The 16,692-nt window shown below is 65.3% G+C and carries 13 protein-coding genes and 1 pseudogene; 3 read left to right on the top strand and 11 right to left on the bottom strand.

Translation table 11 applies throughout. The annotated features are described in order from the left end of the window. Positions 1-110 precede the first annotated feature (110 nt). The gene (locus tag RIL96_RS10585; protein ID WP_310548990.1) at positions 111-911 is read right to left on the bottom strand and encodes a TspO-related membrane protein; all 801 of its coding nucleotides are present in this window, start codon (positions 909-911) and stop codon (positions 111-113) included. After that, positions 895-1,626 carry an MFS transporter gene (locus RIL96_RS10580; protein WP_374761882.1) on the bottom strand — a complete coding sequence of 244 codons (732 nt, stop codon included), beginning with the start codon at positions 1,624-1,626 and terminating at the stop codon, positions 895-897. Before RIL96_RS10580 ends, RIL96_RS10585 begins: the two co-directional genes overlap by 17 nt. Before the next feature lie 526 nt (positions 1,627-2,152). On the opposite strand from RIL96_RS10580, the gene RIL96_RS10575 reads away from it, so the two are divergent. The 3 genes from RIL96_RS10575 to iolB all read left to right on the top strand — a co-directional run bounded on the left by RIL96_RS10575 (position 2,153) and on the right by iolB (position 5,241). After that, complete coding sequence (locus RIL96_RS10575) at positions 2,153-3,151, top strand: Abi family protein (protein WP_138171089.1); 999 nt, start codon at positions 2,153-2,155, stop codon at positions 3,149-3,151. A 384-nt stretch (positions 3,152-3,535) separates the two neighbouring features. Next, positions 3,536-4,270 carry a GntR family transcriptional regulator gene (locus RIL96_RS10570; protein WP_310548988.1) on the top strand — a complete coding sequence of 245 codons (735 nt, stop codon included), beginning with the start codon at positions 3,536-3,538 and terminating at the stop codon, positions 4,268-4,270. Positions 4,271-4,317: 47 nt separating this feature from the next. Further along, positions 4,318-5,241, top strand: a complete 924-nt coding sequence (gene iolB, locus RIL96_RS10565) for a 5-deoxy-glucuronate isomerase (protein ID WP_310548987.1) — start codon at positions 4,318-4,320, stop codon at positions 5,239-5,241. Between the two features lie 130 nt (positions 5,242-5,371). Here the strand turns inward: iolB and RIL96_RS10560 are convergent. From RIL96_RS10560 to RIL96_RS10520, 9 genes and pseudogenes are all read right to left on the bottom strand, one after another. Then, positions 5,372-6,347, bottom strand: a pseudogene (locus RIL96_RS10560) (sugar phosphate isomerase/epimerase family protein). Positions 6,348-6,438: 91 nt separating this feature from the next. Then, positions 6,439-7,920 carry a sugar porter family MFS transporter gene (locus RIL96_RS10555; RefSeq protein WP_310548986.1) on the bottom strand — a complete coding sequence of 494 codons (1,482 nt, stop codon included), beginning with the start codon at positions 7,918-7,920 and terminating at the stop codon, positions 6,439-6,441. 74 nt (positions 7,921-7,994) lie between these two features. Further along, positions 7,995-8,870, bottom strand: a complete 876-nt coding sequence (locus RIL96_RS10550; protein ID WP_310548985.1) for a sugar phosphate isomerase/epimerase family protein — start codon at positions 8,868-8,870, stop codon at positions 7,995-7,997. 78 nt (positions 8,871-8,948) lie between these two features. Further along, the gene (locus RIL96_RS10545) at positions 8,949-9,974 is read right to left on the bottom strand and encodes a Gfo/Idh/MocA family oxidoreductase (protein WP_310548984.1); all 1,026 of its coding nucleotides are present in this window, start codon (positions 9,972-9,974) and stop codon (positions 8,949-8,951) included. A gap of 157 nt (positions 9,975-10,131) precedes the next feature. After that, the gene (locus RIL96_RS10540) at positions 10,132-11,634 is read right to left on the bottom strand and encodes a CoA-acylating methylmalonate-semialdehyde dehydrogenase (RefSeq protein ID WP_310548983.1); all 1,503 of its coding nucleotides are present in this window, start codon (positions 11,632-11,634) and stop codon (positions 10,132-10,134) included. After that, the gene (iolD, locus tag RIL96_RS10535; RefSeq protein ID WP_310548982.1) at positions 11,634-13,640 is read right to left on the bottom strand and encodes a 3D-(3,5/4)-trihydroxycyclohexane-1,2-dione acylhydrolase (decyclizing); all 2,007 of its coding nucleotides are present in this window, start codon (positions 13,638-13,640) and stop codon (positions 11,634-11,636) included. The genes RIL96_RS10540 and iolD overlap by 1 nt, the downstream gene beginning before the upstream one ends. Next, positions 13,637-14,617 (bottom strand): Cgl0159 family (beta/alpha)8-fold protein, encoded by a 981-nt coding sequence (locus tag RIL96_RS10530; RefSeq protein ID WP_310548981.1) that lies wholly within the window; start codon positions 14,615-14,617, stop codon positions 13,637-13,639. The genes iolD and RIL96_RS10530 overlap by 4 nt, the downstream gene beginning before the upstream one ends. Then, the gene (iolC, locus tag RIL96_RS10525) at positions 14,614-15,600 is read right to left on the bottom strand and encodes a 5-dehydro-2-deoxygluconokinase (RefSeq protein ID WP_310548980.1); all 987 of its coding nucleotides are present in this window, start codon (positions 15,598-15,600) and stop codon (positions 14,614-14,616) included. Before iolC ends, RIL96_RS10530 begins: the two co-directional genes overlap by 4 nt. 10 nt (positions 15,601-15,610) lie before the next feature. Next, entirely contained in the window at positions 15,611-16,567 is a 957-nt protein-coding gene (locus RIL96_RS10520) for a sugar phosphate isomerase/epimerase family protein (protein ID WP_310549002.1), read from the bottom strand. Positions 16,568-16,692: the final 125 nt, after the last annotated feature.

Raw genomic sequence — 16,692 nt, 5'->3', positions numbered from 1 at the left:
ATGGAGACCAAAACCCCTGTGGAGTCAGCAAGGTAGCTGCGTCTAGATCGTGTATTTTCGCTCGTTCGAGGTATTTTGATCTGGAGCGCCTGGGCTTGTCATGATGACATTCAGGGTGATTGTCCTCGATTCTTCCTAGTTTTGCTAATAACCCGGCGAACCCCGCAGGCTCCGAGGACGAGTGCTGCGCATGCGGCGTTAATGACGCGAGTATGTTTTGTGCGTTCTGGATTAGCGGCATTGGTCGCCATGGCCCAGCCGCTTGCTGCTGCGATTGACGTATGACCGTGTCGGCTTGTCCCAATGATCGCGCTTATGCCCGCCGCGGCACCTGCCAGTGCGTAGCGTGCGAGTTTTCGGCTCGTACGTTTCGTTGTGCTGCCTCGTCCTCTGTGTCCGATTGCGAATGCGTTTACGACTGAGGCGACGCTGGTCCAACCGAAGAGCAATCCGCTGATGTGAGAGACGATGCGGTCGGTGCCGTGTAGTTCGACGCTCTGTGCACGGCGATGCCCGATCAGGGCGAACCCGGCGGCGATGGGAAGAATGAGTGGCGTGTAGCGGAAGCGGTCGGACTGTGCCGCGAGCGACCACACGATGTTTGCGCTGTAAGCGGCGGTGAGCCACCAACCAGTGCGCCGGTTGATCTCGGTCGCGGGACGTGCAGCATGTTGGATGGTGTTGGCCGCAACACCGGCGAAGATCGGTGCCCAGATCGTGAACGCATATCCGGGTGGCGTAATCTCAGTGTCGAAATCCTCCGCGCCTTCCTCAGTGCCCGCGATGACGGGGCCAAGGGTCGGCACCAGGATCATCGCGGCTGCTGAAGCGCCCATGCAGATCGAGCGGATGCGGTCGGTTGCGGTGGGACGGGTCGCTAGGGTCATCTCATCTTCAGTGTTGCTCGTCATGCTGGTTCCCTTCCGTTGAAGCGTGTGCGTCCTCGGTGTGCTCCTCGCGGCGGTTACGGAGTGAGATCGTGGCGATAAGACCGAGGGTGAGGAAGCCCGCGCCGGTCAGTGCCGCGTTGCGGGTGGCGGCCGAAAGTGCGTCGTTGGCAATGGCCTGCATCTCTCCTTCGAGACCGGTAATAGCCGTACCCGCGCTGTCCACCACGAGCGAGGTGGTCGTCTCGTGGTCCCCTGCGGTGATGCCGAGGTCTTCCAAGCTGGTGTCGAGTTGCCAAGCAAGGCTGGTGAAAAGCACGGTGCCGATCACCGCTATTCCCATCGCAGAGCCGAGTTCCTGGGCGGTGGTCTGAACACCGGCTCCTTGGCCGCTGCGCTCGACGGGAATGTCACGTAAGACGAGGCTGGGCAGTTGCGCGTCAGCTGTGCCGACCCCGAATCCGTAGAGCGCTAGAGCCGGAACCAGCGCCCAGCCGCTGACCTCAGAGGTCGCGACAGCGGCAAGCCAGACCAGCCCGATGATCTCGGTGAGCAGCCCGAAGCGGATCACCCAGGTGGTTCCCCATGCCTCTGCCAGAAGTGGGGTCGTGGCAGCGGCAATGAAGGCACCTACAGCGATCGGCACCAGCAGCAGACCGGTCTGGGTGGCCGTGTACCCCAGGGTGGTTTGCAGCCATAGAGGCAAGACGAACAGAAGTCCGAGGGGGCTGACCGACAGCGAAGCGCGCGCCGATCTCGGCCAGCGTGAACCCCTGGTCGTAGAGTGTGCCGATCTCGGCGACCTGCGCCGCGCTCAACTTGCCCCGCCGCACGGGAACTGACCGGCGGCGCAGGTGGATCGCCACCGTGGTGCGGTGCACATCGAAGTGCCCGGCAACCTCGCGCATCGTCTTGCCGCCGAGGTACATCGCCACCAGCTCATCGACCTGGGAGGCGTCGAGAAAAGTTTGAGCCATCCCAATCGAGCGGACCAGCGGACCCCGAGAGTCCCGAATCCGAGGTCCGGTCGGTCGACGGCAGTGTCTGTAGACCCCACGAGACAGCCGCCTGGCCAGGGTTTTCACCGATGGAGAGAAGTTTGAGAACTCTCTACTCAGGTCCACCACATCAGGTTGGCCGCTCAAATCAACACGGTTCGAGCGGCCAGCTGGATCTCATGTAGTATGGAGTCATCATATCCCCCACGCCTCTCGGAGAAGCGCAACTTGGGGGATTTTTCTTTCCCGCCTGACTAGACTCAGGACATGCCGAAGCGACGAATGCCCCGTGCCCGCGGAAGCGGACGCTTCGAGAAGCCGCCCCTGAGCTCGTCTGCGTTAGTGGATCTGCTCAGAAGCCGTGGACTTGCCATCACAGACGAAGCTCAGGCAGCCCAGCAGATCAGCAACATCGGCTATTACCGCCTCTCCGCGTACATGGTCCCATTCCAGCGTGGCCGTGATCATCATGACTTCAAGCCAGGGGCAACCTTCGAAGATGTGATGAGCCTCTACTCGTTTGACCGCCAGCTCCGGCTCCTCGTCCTGGATGCGTTGGAGCACATTGAGGTCAGGTTGCGGGCCGCAGTGACTGACGAAATGTCACTGAAGCATCAGGATGCCTTCTGGTACACCGAGCCGTCATATTTCCGAGATTTGGCTCGGCACTCTGAGTTTCTGGATCAGGTGAGTGAACGTAGCCGACGTCAGCTCGAAGGCCGGCCTGAAGACCCCGGCGATGTGCACAATTACCGGTCTGCCTTAGAGCATTACTTGGTCACGTATGGCGAACCGGAGTTTCCTCCCTCTTGGATCATGATGGAGGGGCTCACTTTCGGTCAGGTGAAGTCGCTCTATGACAACCTCCAGCAGCGTGAAGACTCGAACCGCATCGCCCGTCAGCTCGGCGTCCCCGGACCAGTGTTGACTTCGTGGCTGAGGACTTTTCTGCGGTTCCGGAACATCGGTGCCCACCATGGCCGCTTGTGGAATGTCGTTCTCGGTGTCGCGCCCACGGCTCCAAAGAGCAAGTCCGTTCCTTGGCCGCGATCTCATGGGAAGATCACCGACCCTCGGCACGGTCCCATTCGGATATATCCAGGACTTACAGCTATCCAATCACTGTTGCTGACCACCGCCTCAGACCTCACGTGGTCACAACGTCTCTATGACCTGATTTCGGACTATCCGACCGTCCCTCAGCAAGCGATGGGGTTCCCAGCAGACTGGCACCATGAGAGGTTCTGGAACATAACTTCCAGTTGAAGCAAACTCCCGGCGCGGGAGGGGTCTTCGGAGACACTGTGGCCTGCTGAATGTGGTGGCCATTGTGGTGGCCATTTTGCTCCACATCCACCGATTCCGAGCGACGCCCACCGACAGAAGAAACTGCAAAACCCCAGGTCAGAGGACACTCGTCGACACCGACCTATTCCAGCAGAACCCACTCAGGGGATCTTTTAATCCGCTGGTCGCGGGTTCGAGCCCCGCAGGGCCCACCAGTGACGTTCCTCGTCAGGGCGATTCTCACCACCCCAGGACTGACCCCGGAACCTCCGACGACGGCCCAGCCATCCGCACACAGCCGGCCCTCCCTTTGCTCTCCTTGAATGTCATGACAAACTGACATGAGACACTGAGGAGGAACCTGTGCCCGCCGAACTCGACATCGCACTCGATCGTTCATCCCCCGTGCCCCTGTACCACCAGGTGGCCTCGGCCTTCGAACAGGCCATCCGGGAGGGCCAGCTGCCGCCGGAGACCAAACTGCAGAACGAGATCGACCTCGCCAAGCGGTACAACCTCTCCCGCCCCACGATGCGCCAGGCCATGGACCGCCTGGTCCGCGACGGGCTCATCGTCCGCCGCCGCGGGGTGGGCACGCAGGTCGTCGGCCCGCGCGTCCACCGCAGCCTCCAGCTCTCCAGCCTCTTCAATGACCTCCAGGCCGAGGGCGCCTCACCCACCACGGAAGTCCTCAGCGCCGAACGCATCCCCGCCAACGAGGAGATCGCCGGACGTCTCGATCTGCGCCCCGGCACCGAAGTGCTGCATCTCAGGCGGCTTCGGCTGCTCGAAGATCGCCCCCTCGCCCTGATGGAGAACTGGCTGCCCGACCCCCAAGCCGTCGACGTCGACGCTCTCACCGCGCAGGGGCTCTACGATCAGCTCCGCCGCCACGGCGTGGACTTCCACATGGCCCACCAGACGGTCGGCGCCGCCGTCGCGGAGAAGGACCAGGCCGAGATCCTCGACGTCGAAGCCGGTGCGCCCCTGGTCACCATGGAACGCACCGCCTATGACAGCCGAGGTGCGGCCGCCGAATACGGCCACCACCTCTACCGCGCCGACCGCTACTCCTTCGACATCACCCTCATGAACTGACCGAGCACCAGCCTGCCAGAGCATTCGACCAGGAGAGGACCCAAGAGATGACCGCGAACCCCGCCTCCACCCCGTGGATCCACCCGGCTGGCAGCACCGCCCATGACGGCTGGGAGCTCGACCTCGGCACGCCCGACGCGCAGACCGCCGTCGAGGGGTGGCGCCACACCGGCATCCGTGTGGCCCAGCTCGACGCCGGTGCGAGCCTGAACCTGCAGGCACAGGCCGAGGAACGGATCATCATCCCGCTGTCCGGGGGATTCACGGTCGAGGCAGACGGCGAACGCTTCGAACTGACCGGACGCCGCTCCGTCTTCTCCGGGCCGACCGACGTGCTCTACACCGGGGTGGAGAAGGCCCTGACCCTCACTGCCCCCTCCGGCGGGCGGGTCGCCGTGGCCTCAGCGGCGGCCCAGCAGCACTACCCCACCCGTCACGTCCGCCTCGACGAGGTCCCGGTGGAGCTGCGCGGTGCCGGGGTCTGCTCCCGCGAGGTCCACAACTTCGGCACACCGGCGACCCTCGAGGCCGACCGGTTCATCGTCTGCGAAGTGCTCACCCCTGCCGGGAACTGGTCCTCCTATCCCCCGCACAAGCACGACGAGGAGAAGGACGGGGAGACCGCACTGGAGGAGATCTACTACTTCGAGATGCAGACCGCAGACGGTATGCCGGTGCCCGCAGAGGACGACGGCGGCGCGGACCCCATGGGCTACCAGCGCGTCTACGCCTCGGACTCCCGCGAGATCGATGTCACCGCCGAGGTGCGCAGCGGCGACGTCGTCCTGGTCCCCTACGGCTGGCACGGCCCGGCTATGACCCCTCCGGGGCACGACATGTACTACCTCAACGTCATGGCCGGCCCCGGCCCCATCCGGCAGTGGCTCATCAGCGATGACCCACACCACGGGTGGATCCGCAAGACCTGGGACGCCCAGGAGATCGACCCGCGCCTGCCCTTCGGCGGGTGACCGAGCTTCGGCCCAGTCTCCTCACGCAGCGACCAGCACCTCTCCACACCAGGGACACCGCGCCCCAGAACACCAGGGACACCATCCCGGCCAACACATGTCAACACGTGTCAGCCGGGTCCGGGGGAACTCAGCGGATCCCCACCTGCCGTGCACCGGCCAACAGCACCTCGGCGGCCTCTTCGGCTCCCTCTACGGCCCCGAGCGAGGTGTCCTCATGCTCGATATGCACAGCCATCTCGGGATCGACACGAGAGAGAGCCTCGAGGAACCGCCCCCAATACGTGGCGTCGTGGCCGCGGCCGAGTGCCACGAAATCCCAGGCCGAAGGACTCGGCCATTCATTGACCCATTCCTCCGCACCGATCTGCGTACGCGCCTCCTCCGGGCCCCGCCGGCGGAAGCTGTTGTCCAAGACCCCGCGCCAGGCGGCGTCTGGGTTGATCCGCACATCCTTCGCCGCGGCGTGGACGACGTGGCTGCCCAGCCGCTCGACCACGGTGAGGGGCTCCATCTGCTGCCAGAACAGGTGGCTGGCGTCCAGCTCCACACCGACGTGAGTGGCACCGGTCCGCTCGATCAGTTCCAGGAAGCTGGGCGGATTGAACACGACGTTCTGCGGGTGGAGCTCGATGGCGACCTTCACCCCGTTCTCCCGGGCGAGCGCATCGATCTGCGTCCAGAACTCCGTGAGCACATCCCACTGGTACTCCAGGACATCCAGGGCACGGGATGACCAGGCGTTGACCACCCAGCTCGGCTGCGATGCCCCGGGCTCTGCACCGGGCAGTCCTGACATCGTCACCACGCGGGTCTGCCCCAGGGCACCGGCCACCCGGATGCTGCGCCGCAGTCCGTGGATCAGGGTGCAGCGGGTTGCCGTTGCAGTTCAGGCCCTGCAGCGAGACGCCGGTGCCGTCGAAAGTCCGTAACCACCGCTGAGCGGCACTGGGCTCACGGTCCAGCTCCTCCACCGGAATATGGGCTGGCGGAAGGAATCCGCCGGTGTTGAGCTCGACGGCGTCGAGCCCCATATATCCGACGATGCGCAGCGTCTCCGGCAGGTCACGGTCATGAAATGGTGCGGTATAGATCCCGAGATGCATACGATTCCTCCCTGTTCTCCGATGTCCTAGAGACGTCCTAGAGAGGTCCTACATATGTCCTCTGATGCCCTACATGGGGTTCTGCGTCAGCTCATCCGCGACGAGCCACCTTCGAGACAGTGGGCATGACCCCGGTCTTGAACCGCTCCTCGATCTCCTCCAGGCTGCGGCCCTTCGTCTCCGGGATGGCCTTCCAGGTGAAGAGGATCGCGATGAAGCAGATCACCGAGAACCCGGCGAAGAGCACACCGATCCCCAGCGCCTCGAGCACCGGCGGGAAGCCCAGCGCCACCACACCGTTGGCCAGCCACAGCGCCGTGGTCGCCACGCCCATCGCCGCCGCACGGATCCCCAACGGGAAGATCTCGCCCAGCATCACCCAGACGATGGATCCCCAGCTCATCTGGAAGAGGAAGATGTAGAGCGCCATGCACGTCAGCGTGACGATCCCGACGAATCCGAAACCATCCGGAGCCGGCAGCAGCAGGTTGACGGCAGCGAGGATGCCCAGGCTCAGGAACGTCCCGACGGCTCCGGCCATCAGCAGCGGCTTACGCCCCCAACGGTCTGCGTAACGCAACGCCAGGCAGATGGCCAGTACGTTCATCACACCGATGATCAGGTTGGCGGCGATCGCGGCCTGGTCGGTGAAGCCGACGTTCTGCAGCACCGTCGGGGCGTAGTAGATGATCGTGTTGATACCCATGATCTGCTGCAGGATCGCCAAACCGAGCCCGACGAAGAGGATCGGGCGCACCCAGGGCTCCATCAGCACCTTCAGCGTGGTCCCGCCGGCTGCCTTCTCGGCTTCGTGGATCGCCCGGATCTCCGCGTATTCACGCTCCGCCTCATCGGGGGTCCGATCATAGAGCAGCACCTGCCGTGCCTCGGCATCGCGGCCTTTGAGCACCAGCCAGCGCGGAGTCTCCCAGATGAAGAACAGCCCGACGGCGAACAACAGCGACGGCACCACCGAGAGCCCCAGCATCCACCGCCACGACTCCAGAGGCGCGAACGCCAGGCCGATGATGAACCCGAGGAACTGACCGGAGACGATGGCCAAGGTATACAGCGCGGTGACTTTGCCGCGGATCTTCGCCGGGGCGATCTCTGAGAGATAGACCGGCAGGATCACTGCGGTGAGTCCGGCGCCCAGACCTGCCACGAAACGGAAGATGAACAGAGTCACCGCCTCCGGCGCCCAGGCCATACCCAACGGAGCGATGATGAAGATCACCGCTGTGGCGAAGAGGACCTTCCATCTGCCGTACCTATCGGAGAGCCGACCGCCGACGGCGGCGCCGAGCACCGCACCGACGATCAGTCCGGTCACGACCCAGCCTTCCACCCAGCTGCTCAGTTCGAAGTCACGCCGCAGGTAGACCAGCGCGGCCGAGATGACTCCGGTGTCATAACCCCAGTTCAGCCCGCCCAGCGCGCCGAAGAGGTAGATGAACATCGCATTCTTCTTGCGCGTCGATACCGGCCGAGCCTCAGCGGTGCTCGGCGCCGAAGCTGTGGCGCCTGAGGAGGGCTGCCCGCCCTCGGGCGGCGTGGATTCGTGTGTGGTCATAGCTCCTCGATCTTCTCCTGTGCACCCCGCCGACCGGACCTGGCCGCCGCGATGCCTCAGAGGTCCTCCACTGTTCAGGCCCGAGCTGCGGAGACCCGGCTCCGCATCTGCTCCAGCTGGTATCTCGACACCTCATGGGCGTTCTCGTTCTCCGCGAAGACACTGGTCACCATGACGCTGTCCGCACGGTCATAGAAGCCGTTGCGCTGGAGCTCGCCGAAGAAGGCGTCCCAGTCGACGTCGCCGTCACCGACGCGCAGATGTTGGTGCACACGCGCGGGGGACTCGGGCGGGTTGGTGATGTAGCGCAGCCCGTGGGACCGCCGGTGATCGAAGGTGTCAGCCACGTGGACCACCCGTAGGCGGTTCCCGACGACGTCGAGGATCGCGTCCATGGGGTCTTCCATGTGGAAGGTGTGCGGTGCCACGTAGACGAAGCCAAGCTGCGCAGAGTTGACGCCGCGGATCACACGCCAGGCCTCGATTCCGCGCTCGACGAAGTCATCAGGATGCGGATCGACGGCGACGTGTATCCCCTCGGACTCGAAGAGTGGGACCAGCTCCTCCATCGAGCGGTAGAACGCCGCCTCGGACTCCTCAGCGCGTTCGGGCCGGCCTGAGAACTCGGTGTTCATCTGCGTCACACCCAGGTCCACGGCGATCTGCACGGCCCGCCGCCAGTTGCGCACGGCGGCCTCCCGCTGGGCGGGTTCCGGGGAGGACCAGCGCTGCACGGGCAGGATCGAGGCGACCCCGACGCCGGCGTCGTCGAGGTTGGCACGCAGTTGACGCACGAGCGCGTCATCGGCCTTGGGATGCCGGAAGAACGGGATCAGGTCCGCATGGGGTGTGAGCTGAAGCCACTCGAAACCCAGCTCAGCGGCGAGGTAGGGAAAGTCCAGCAGGTCGTGAGAATGGTGGAAGGGGGTGGGGTCGAGTGCGATCTTCATCGACGGCTCCTCAGCTGCGTGGTAGGTCGGTGTGGTGAGCGCATCCGGCGCAGGCGGATGGACCTTCGGGGGTGCGTCTCAGGTGTAGAGGCCAGGGGTCTCGGCCAGTTCCACGGTGACCCGTGCACCGGTGCGCTGGCTCTCGACGCCGGCTTCACAGCAGGCGGCGGCAGCGTAGCCGTCCCAGGCGCTGGGACCATCGATCTCCCCACGGCGGGCGGCATCGACCCACCGCTGCACCTCACGGTCATATGCCTCCCGGAAACGCGGGACGAAGCTCTCATCGACTGCTGAGCCTGCCCGTCCACCTGCGGTGAGCTGCAGCGTGGAGGACTCACCGATCCGCACTGACGCCGCTTCGAACGAGGCCTGGGTATGGACCTGGTAGCCCAGCTGCGCAGAGACGAAGATCTCCACAGTGGCCAGAATGCCGCTGCTGGTCTGCACGGTGACCAGCTGAGGATCATGCAGACCCTCGACGGCTCGCGAGGACGGCAACCCCATACGCACATCGACGTCGACGGTCTCCTCCCCGGTGAAGTAGCGGATGGCGTCGAACTCGTGGACCACAGAGTCCTGGATGATCATCTCGTCGGTAAAGCCGGGAGGAGGCACCGGATTCCGGTGCTGATGGTGGAGCATGAGCAGTCGGCCATGCTCACCGGAGGTGATGAGCTGACGCAGCTGCTGGTATCCGGTGTCGAACCGGCGCATGAAACCGACCTGGATGAGCTGGCGCCCGACCGCGACCTCCGCCTGCACAACCCGCAGGGCGGATTCGGCATCGGGAGTCAGCGGCTTCTCGCACAGCGTCGGGACCCCTGCTGCCAGGAGCCGGCCGAGGTCCTCTTCGTGGAGGAAGCCGGGAGTGGCCAGGATGACGGCGTCGACGGCCTGGGCCTCGAGCATCTCTGTCACAGATCCGAAGACGGGAGCGCCCCCGACGTCAGCGGCGGCGGCCTCGGCTCGTTCACGGTCGACGTCGACGACGGCACCCACCCGGGCACGCAGGATGTCATGACCGATGCGCCGGATGTGATCGGCGCCCATTCGGCCGGCACCGACGATGCCGACGCGCATATCGCGGGAGTGACCAGCGGTCATTCGTGCCTCCTGGATGAGGGTCAGGTCTGTGTGACTGCACTCACTGTAACTGGCGTCACAGCTTTTGTCTAGACATATGGACGTCATGGCTTTTAGCAGTAAGGCGGAGGGTCCTCTCTGCGGCCGACACCGCCGAGAGGACCCTCCACCACCGCGCTCAGTCTCCTGAGGAGGGGAAATTCATCGAGGCATGTGATTCATCGTTCTCATGAGGCCACCGTTGAGTGATGACCTTGCCCCGGGTATAGAACCGCAGACCATCAGGCCCATAGATATGGTGCTCACCGAACAGCGAGTCCTTCCACCCACCGAAGGAATGCTGCGCCGCGGGCACCGGGATCGGCACATTGATCCCGACCATCCCCACACTGACCTGACGCTGGAACGTCCGGGCCGCACTGCCAGAACCGGTGAAGATCGCCGTACCGTTGCCATAGGGATTCGCATTGATCACCTGGATCGCCTCCTGAAGAGACTGCACCCGCACCACCGCCAACACCGGGCCGAAGATCTCCTCCTCATAAGCCGACATCGACTCACGCACCCCATCGATGACACTCGGGCCGATGAAGAAACCATCCTGTCGGCCAGCGACCACCAGATCACGGCCATCGACGACCACCGCGGCACCGGCCTGCTCAGCCTCCCCGATAATCCGGTGCACACGCTGCCGCGCGGCAGCAGTGATCACCGGACCCATCTCCGAAGAGGCCTGTGTTCCGTCACCGACACGGATATCCCGAGCCCGGGCAGAGACCTTCTCCACCAGCGCATCAGCCGCCTCACCAACAGCCACCGCCACCGAGATCGCCATGCACCGCTCCCCGGCAGAACCGAACGCCGCCGCCGAGAGATGATCCGCCGCCAGATCCAGATCAGCATCAGGCATGATCACCGCATGATTCTTCGCCCCACCCAACGCTTGGACCCGCTTACCATGCTCAGTAGCCGTGGCATGGACATACTTCGCGATCGGAGTCGACCCCACGAACGAGACACCATCGACCAGCTCATGAGTCAACAGCCCATCAACCGTCTCCTTACCCCCATGCAGCACCTGGAACACCCCATCAGGCAGCCCAGCCTGGCGCCACAACTCCGCGATCAGCAATGACGCCGAAGGATCACGCTCCGAGGGCTTGAGGATGAACGCATTACCCGTCGCGATCGCCACCGGAGCCATCCACAACGGCACCATCACCGGGAAATTGAACGGGGTAATACCCGCCACCACCCCCAACGGCTGCCGGAAGGATAACACATCAATACCGGTCGAGACCTGATCCGAATACTCACCCTTCCCGCTCTGCGGCATCGAACAGGCGAACTCCACCACCTCAAGCCCCCGGGCCACCTCACCCGCCGCATCAGAGAGCACCTTGCCGTGCTCCGCCGTCACCAACGCGGCCAACTCGTCAGTATGCCGCTTCACCAACTCACGGAAAGCGAACAACACTCCCATCCGCTTCGACAACGACACCTCGCCCCAACTGTCCGCCGCGCGACGAGCCACACCCACCACCCGCTGCAGGTCATCCCCATCAGCTAAATGCAGACTCCCCGTCACCTCACCAGTCGCCGGGTTGAACACCTCCTGCCGAGCCGAACCCGACCCCTCATCACGAGCCCCATCAATCCAATGCACGATCTCAGCAACCATCACAGATTCCTCTCATCAGTAGTCAGCTCAGGACCCAGATGCCTCCGCTGACGCGATTTCTGGTCCGAGTAGGTCTCATAGGCCTGCCCGGTGGACTCCAGGCGGGAGACGCCCGTGACAGGGACGTCCCACCAGGACTCCGAGCTCGGGGCGTCCTCGTAGAGGTCGGTCTCCACGTGGATCAGCACCGGGCCGCTGCCTTCAGGCCGGGCTTTGGCCTCCTCCACGGCGTGTCCCAGCCGGTCGATGACATCGGCTCCGGCATCGACACGTGTGACATGCACACCCAGGGATTCGGCATTGGTGGCCAAGTCCACCGGCAGCGCGGAGCCCCCGTCGAAGGAGAAGCTCTCACCATCCAGATAGCGGTACTTGGTCCCGAACCGCTGCGAGCCCAGCTCCTGAGACAGCGCTCCGATAGAGGCGTAGCCGTGGTTCTGCAGCAGGACGACGATCAGCTTGATGCCTTCGGCCACCGCGGTGACCAGCTCTGTGTGCATCATCAGATAGGAGCCGTCACCCACCATGACGACCACATCCCGAGGCACATCCCGGGGCACATCCCGGGGCGCGGAATCCCCCTGCGCGGCTTCAGCGATGGTCGCTCGCTTCAGCCCCAGCCCTCCGGCGATCTCATAGCCCATGCACGAGTAGGCATACTCCACGTGATAGCCATAGGGATCCTTGGCGCGCCACATCTTGTGCAGATCCCCGGGAAGGGAGCCGGCCGCACAGACGACGACGTCGCGGCTCTGCATGGCGGCGTTGACCGCACCGATGACCTCGTTCTGCGCGGGCAGCGGCTGGTTCCGGGCGGTGAACGCCGCATCCACTGTGCTGTCCCAGCGCTGCTTGAGCCGCTGCACCAGCGGGGCGACGTCCTCGCAAGCGTGCCAGCCGACCGCGGCCAGCCCCTGCTCCACCCGCGGCATCGCCCGCCCCGCATCCGCGACCATCTGCACCGCCGCCCCGACCTTATAGGCGTCCAATCCGGCGACGTTGATGTTCACGAAACGCACCGCCGGGTGCTGGAAGGCCGTCATCGAGGCGGTGGTGAAGTCCTCGTACCGGGTGCCGATGCCGATGACGACGTCGGCCTCCGCGGCATAGGTGTTCGAGGCAGTAGACCCTGTGGAACCGATGGCTCCCAGGCACAGCGGGTGATCCCAGTCCAGAGTGCCCACACCAGCCTGGGTATAAGAGACCGGGATGCCGGTCCCCTCCGCCAGGCGGCTCAGCTTCTCCGTGGCCAGGGCGTAGTGGACACCGCCGCCAGCGATGATCAGCGGACGCTTCGCCGAGCGGATCACCTCCACGGCATCAGCAACATCCACCTCCTCCGGCTCCGGACGGCGGATCCGCCAATCCCGGGGCTGCAGGAACGCCTCCGGCACCTCGAGGCGCTCGGCCTGGACGTCCTGCGGCAGCGACACCGTCACCGCGCCGGTCTCCGCCGGATCGGTGAGCACGCGCATCGCATTCAGCAGGGAGGAGAACAGCTGCTCGGGACGGCTCACCCGGTCGAAGAACCGACTGATCGGGCGGAACACGTCAGCGCAGGTGATGTCATAGGCATCCGGACGCTCCAACTGCTGCAGCACCGGATCAGGCAGCCGGGTAGCGAACTCATCCGAGGGCAGCAGCAGGGCCGGCAGCCTGTTCGTCGTCGCCAGGGCGGCACCGGTGACCATATTCGTGGACCCGGGGCCGATGGACGCGGTCACCGCGTAGGTCTGCCGACGCCGGGTGTGCCGGGCGTACCCCACCGCCTGATGCACCAGCCCCTGCTCATTGCGGCCCTGGTGGTACGGCATCAGGCCCGGCTCCAGCACCTGCGCCTGCTTCAGCGCCTGACCCACCCCGGCCACGTTGCCGTGCCCGAAGATGCCGTGCATCCCGGGGATGGTCCGCATCCTGACCCGTTCGCCATCGATGACGTCGACGGTGTGCTGGTTCGCGAGGAACTCCACGACGGCCTGGGCGACTGACATCGTGCGCGTACTCATGAGATCTCCTCCGTATGTGCCGGGGCCGCCTCAGCGGTGCTCGGACTCTGGTCCGGGGAGGTGTTCTTCAGCAGCGAGGCCGCACCCTCCACCGCCGCAGTGACATCACCATCCTGCGGATACAACAATGTGCGCCCCACTGTCAGGCCCTGGACCCCGGGCAGGGCCAGCGCCCTACGCCAGGTCTCGAAAACCTCGTCCGTGCGCCCGGTGGGGTCCCCGCCGAGCAGCACCCTGGGCAGCGTGGTAGAGGCCATCACCCGTTCCATCCCCTCGACGACGGGCAGCTTCATCCAGGTCCGTGCCGAGGAGCCCCCCAGGCCCTGGGCGATGGCCACCGAACGGATCACCGCATCCGGACTGAGGTCATTGCGCACCCCGGAACTCTCCGTCCGGGAGAGGAACGGCTCGACCATGGCCAGCAGGTCATGCTCATGCAGAGAATCGACCGCCTGCGCCGTCGATTCGAGCATCGCCGGGGTGTGCTGATCCTCGAAGCCGATCCGCAGCAGCATCTTGCCCCCGTCAGCACCCAGCGCGGCCAACGCCTCTGCGGTGTGACCGGTGAACCGATCATCGAGCTCATTGACCAGACCGGGCAGACCGGCGCGGTTCATCGAGCCGAAGATCATCTTCCCCTCAAGCGCGCCCAGAAGGAGCAGGTCATCGAGGACATCCGGGGAGGCCAGAACGCCGTCGACGGCGGGATGGGCCAGTGCCAGGCGCAGCCGGTCCAGCAGGCTGCGGCGGTCCGCCATCGCGAACGCCTCCCCGCGCACCGCCAGTGCACCGCGGGCGGCGTGGTCGGCGGCGATGATGAAGCTCTGCCGCCCGTACACCGGCCCGGGATGACGCCGGCGCGCACCGGCGGCCCGAGACACGGCCTCAGGGTCCTCCACACGGATCTGGGTCAGCACCTCATACCGGCGCGGATCGTCATCCCCCGGCGCTGGGACCTGCGGCGGTGTCCAACTCATGATGCGACCTCCTGAGGAACCCGACGCCCGTGAGCTCTCAGCAGCGCTTGGACCTCCTGAGAGGCAGGCATCGCCTCGGAGCAGGCGATCCGGGAGGCCACATGGGCCCCGGCGGCATTGGCGAAATCGAGCACCTGCTCCAAGTCCCAGCCACTGAGCAGGCCGTGGCAGAGCGCCCCACCGAATGAATCACCGGCGCCGAGGCCGTTCACCGTCTCCATCGGCACCGGGGCTGAGATCACGCGCCGCTCCGGCGTCGCGGCCATGACACCTTCGGAGCCCAGCTTCACCACCGCCAGCCGGACCCCGGCCTCCAAGAGACGGTCGGCCTGCTCATCGGCGCTGCCGTCACCGACGGCGACCGCACACTCCTCGCGGTTGCCCACCGCCACGGTGATCTGCGGCAGGATACGCTCGATCTGCTCACGCGCCTGCTGCGCGGACTCCCAGAACATGGGCCGATAGTCCAGGTCAAGCACGGTGTGCTGGCCCTCGGCGAGCGCCTCCCGGGGCCGGGCCTGATGCGCGGCGACCTGCGCCTGCCGTGAGGTCGGCCGGGCCAGGCCGGTGACCGTGGTCCAGAAGATGCCGGCCTCAGCAACGGCGGCCACGTCCACCTCGTCCTGTCGGATCTCCCAATCCGGGGCCGTGGGGCTCCGCCCGTAGAAGTACAGCGGGAAGTCCTCCGGCGGGCGGATCGCACAGAATGTGACCGGCGTGGGTAGGCCGCGGACCGGGCTCGCCCACTGCTCAGCGACGTTGTACCGGCGCAGTTCGCTGCGCAGGAATTCGCCGAAGGGGTCATCACCGGTGCGGGTGATCACCGCTGCGCGGCGCCCGTACCGGGCCGCGGCCACCGCCACGTTGGTGGGAGAACCGCCCAGGTATTTGCCGAAGGTCTCGACGTCCTCAAGCCCGACGCCGATGTCCTGGGGATAGACGTCGACGCTGATGCGGCCCATAGTGATCAGTTCGTGACTCATCTGTGCTCCTTCAGCGGATTCGGGTGCGCGATCCGCAGCCGCAGAGATAGCGGCGGGTGCGGGTGGCGATGGGCAGGGGGATCTCAAACGAGCCGACGGGGTACATATCCTGCTCGACGATGCAGTACAGGGAGCGGTCCAGGGCTTCGAGCTCGTCGATGACCTCGGCCAAGTCCGGCTTGCCCTGCGGCGGTTCCACCATCACACCGGCGCTGTTGGCCTGTGCCCAGGTGAGGTCCTCGGCGCGGACCTTCCTCATGGCCTCGGGATCCACCTGCTTCAGGTGCAGGTAGCCGATCCGCTCCGGATGGCTGCGGATCAGCTCGGCTGAGGAGGCTCCGCCGTACTCGGCGTGGCCGGTATCCAGGCAGAGGTTCACGTACTGAGGGTCCGTGCCCTCCAGGAACCGCAGGATCTCCTGCTGGGAGCAGACGTGGGAATCAGCGTGCGAGTGGAACTGCTGGTGCAGGCCGTACTCCTGCTGCAGCACCCGGCCGAGCTCGTCGTGACCGGCGAAGAGATCGTTCCACTGCTGGGCTGTCAGCGTGCCCGGCTCCACCTCCTCACCGGTGACGTCGTCGCGGTACATCGCCGGGATGACGACGATGTGCTGACCACCGACGGCGGCAGTGAGCTCGGCGACACGCCGGGCTGGTTCCCAGGCGGCCGCCGCCTCGTCCCGGCCCCTGTGGAAGGCGGTGAACACGGTGCCGGCGGAGACTTTCAGATCACGGGCGGCGAGCTCATCGGCGAGGCGCTGCGGATCAGTGGGCAGATAGCCGTAGGGGCCGAGCTCGATGTAGTGGTAACCGGCTTCGGCCACCTCATCGAGGAACCGCTGCCAGGGAGTCTGCTTGGGATCATCGGGGAACCAGACGCCCCAGGAGTCCGGAGCGGTGCCGATCAGCAGGGGTGAGGCAGTGCCGTCCTCGGCGACGGCGGGAGCTGCCGGGGAGGTCTCGGGCATGAGGTCCTCTTCCTCGTGGGCGGTTGCTTCCGGGGCGCACCCGGCATGCTGTGATGTGTCGAACACCACTCTGCTCCCCCGCCTGTCCTATTGTCCAGACAATTAGCCGCACAGGCATAGCGTCG

This window comes from Nesterenkonia aerolata, from assembly GCF_031470965.1.
Classification (GTDB): domain Bacteria; phylum Actinomycetota; class Actinomycetes; order Actinomycetales; family Micrococcaceae; genus Nesterenkonia; species Nesterenkonia aerolata.
The sequence above is the reverse complement of the archived record's forward strand: the minus strand, read 5'-3'. Positions and strand labels throughout refer to the sequence as shown.

Coding starts and splice junctions, on each gene's coding strand:
- RIL96_RS10585 (WP_310548990.1), bottom strand. CDS start 911: ATGACGAGCAACACTGAAGATGAGATGACCCTAGCGACCCGTCCCACC.
- RIL96_RS10575 (WP_138171089.1), top strand. CDS start 2,153: ATGCCGAAGCGACGAATGCCCCGTGCCCGCGGAAGCGGACGCTTCGAG.
- iolB (WP_310548987.1), top strand. CDS start 4,318: ATGACCGCGAACCCCGCCTCCACCCCGTGGATCCACCCGGCTGGCAGC.
- RIL96_RS10555 (WP_310548986.1), bottom strand. CDS start 7,920: ATGACCACACACGAATCCACGCCGCCCGAGGGCGGGCAGCCCTCCTCA.
- RIL96_RS10550 (WP_310548985.1), bottom strand. CDS start 8,870: ATGAAGATCGCACTCGACCCCACCCCCTTCCACCATTCTCACGACCTG.
- RIL96_RS10545 (WP_310548984.1), bottom strand. CDS start 9,974: ATGACCGCTGGTCACTCCCGCGATATGCGCGTCGGCATCGTCGGTGCC.
- RIL96_RS10540 (WP_310548983.1), bottom strand. CDS start 11,634: ATGGTTGCTGAGATCGTGCATTGGATTGATGGGGCTCGTGATGAGGGG.
- iolD (WP_310548982.1), bottom strand. CDS start 13,640: ATGAGTACGCGCACGATGTCAGTCGCCCAGGCCGTCGTGGAGTTCCTC.
- RIL96_RS10530 (WP_310548981.1), bottom strand. CDS start 14,617: ATGAGTTGGACACCGCCGCAGGTCCCAGCGCCGGGGGATGACGATCCG.
- iolC (WP_310548980.1), bottom strand. CDS start 15,600: ATGAGTCACGAACTGATCACTATGGGCCGCATCAGCGTCGACGTCTAT.
- RIL96_RS10520 (WP_310549002.1), bottom strand. CDS start 16,567: ATGCCCGAGACCTCCCCGGCAGCTCCCGCCGTCGCCGAGGACGGCACT.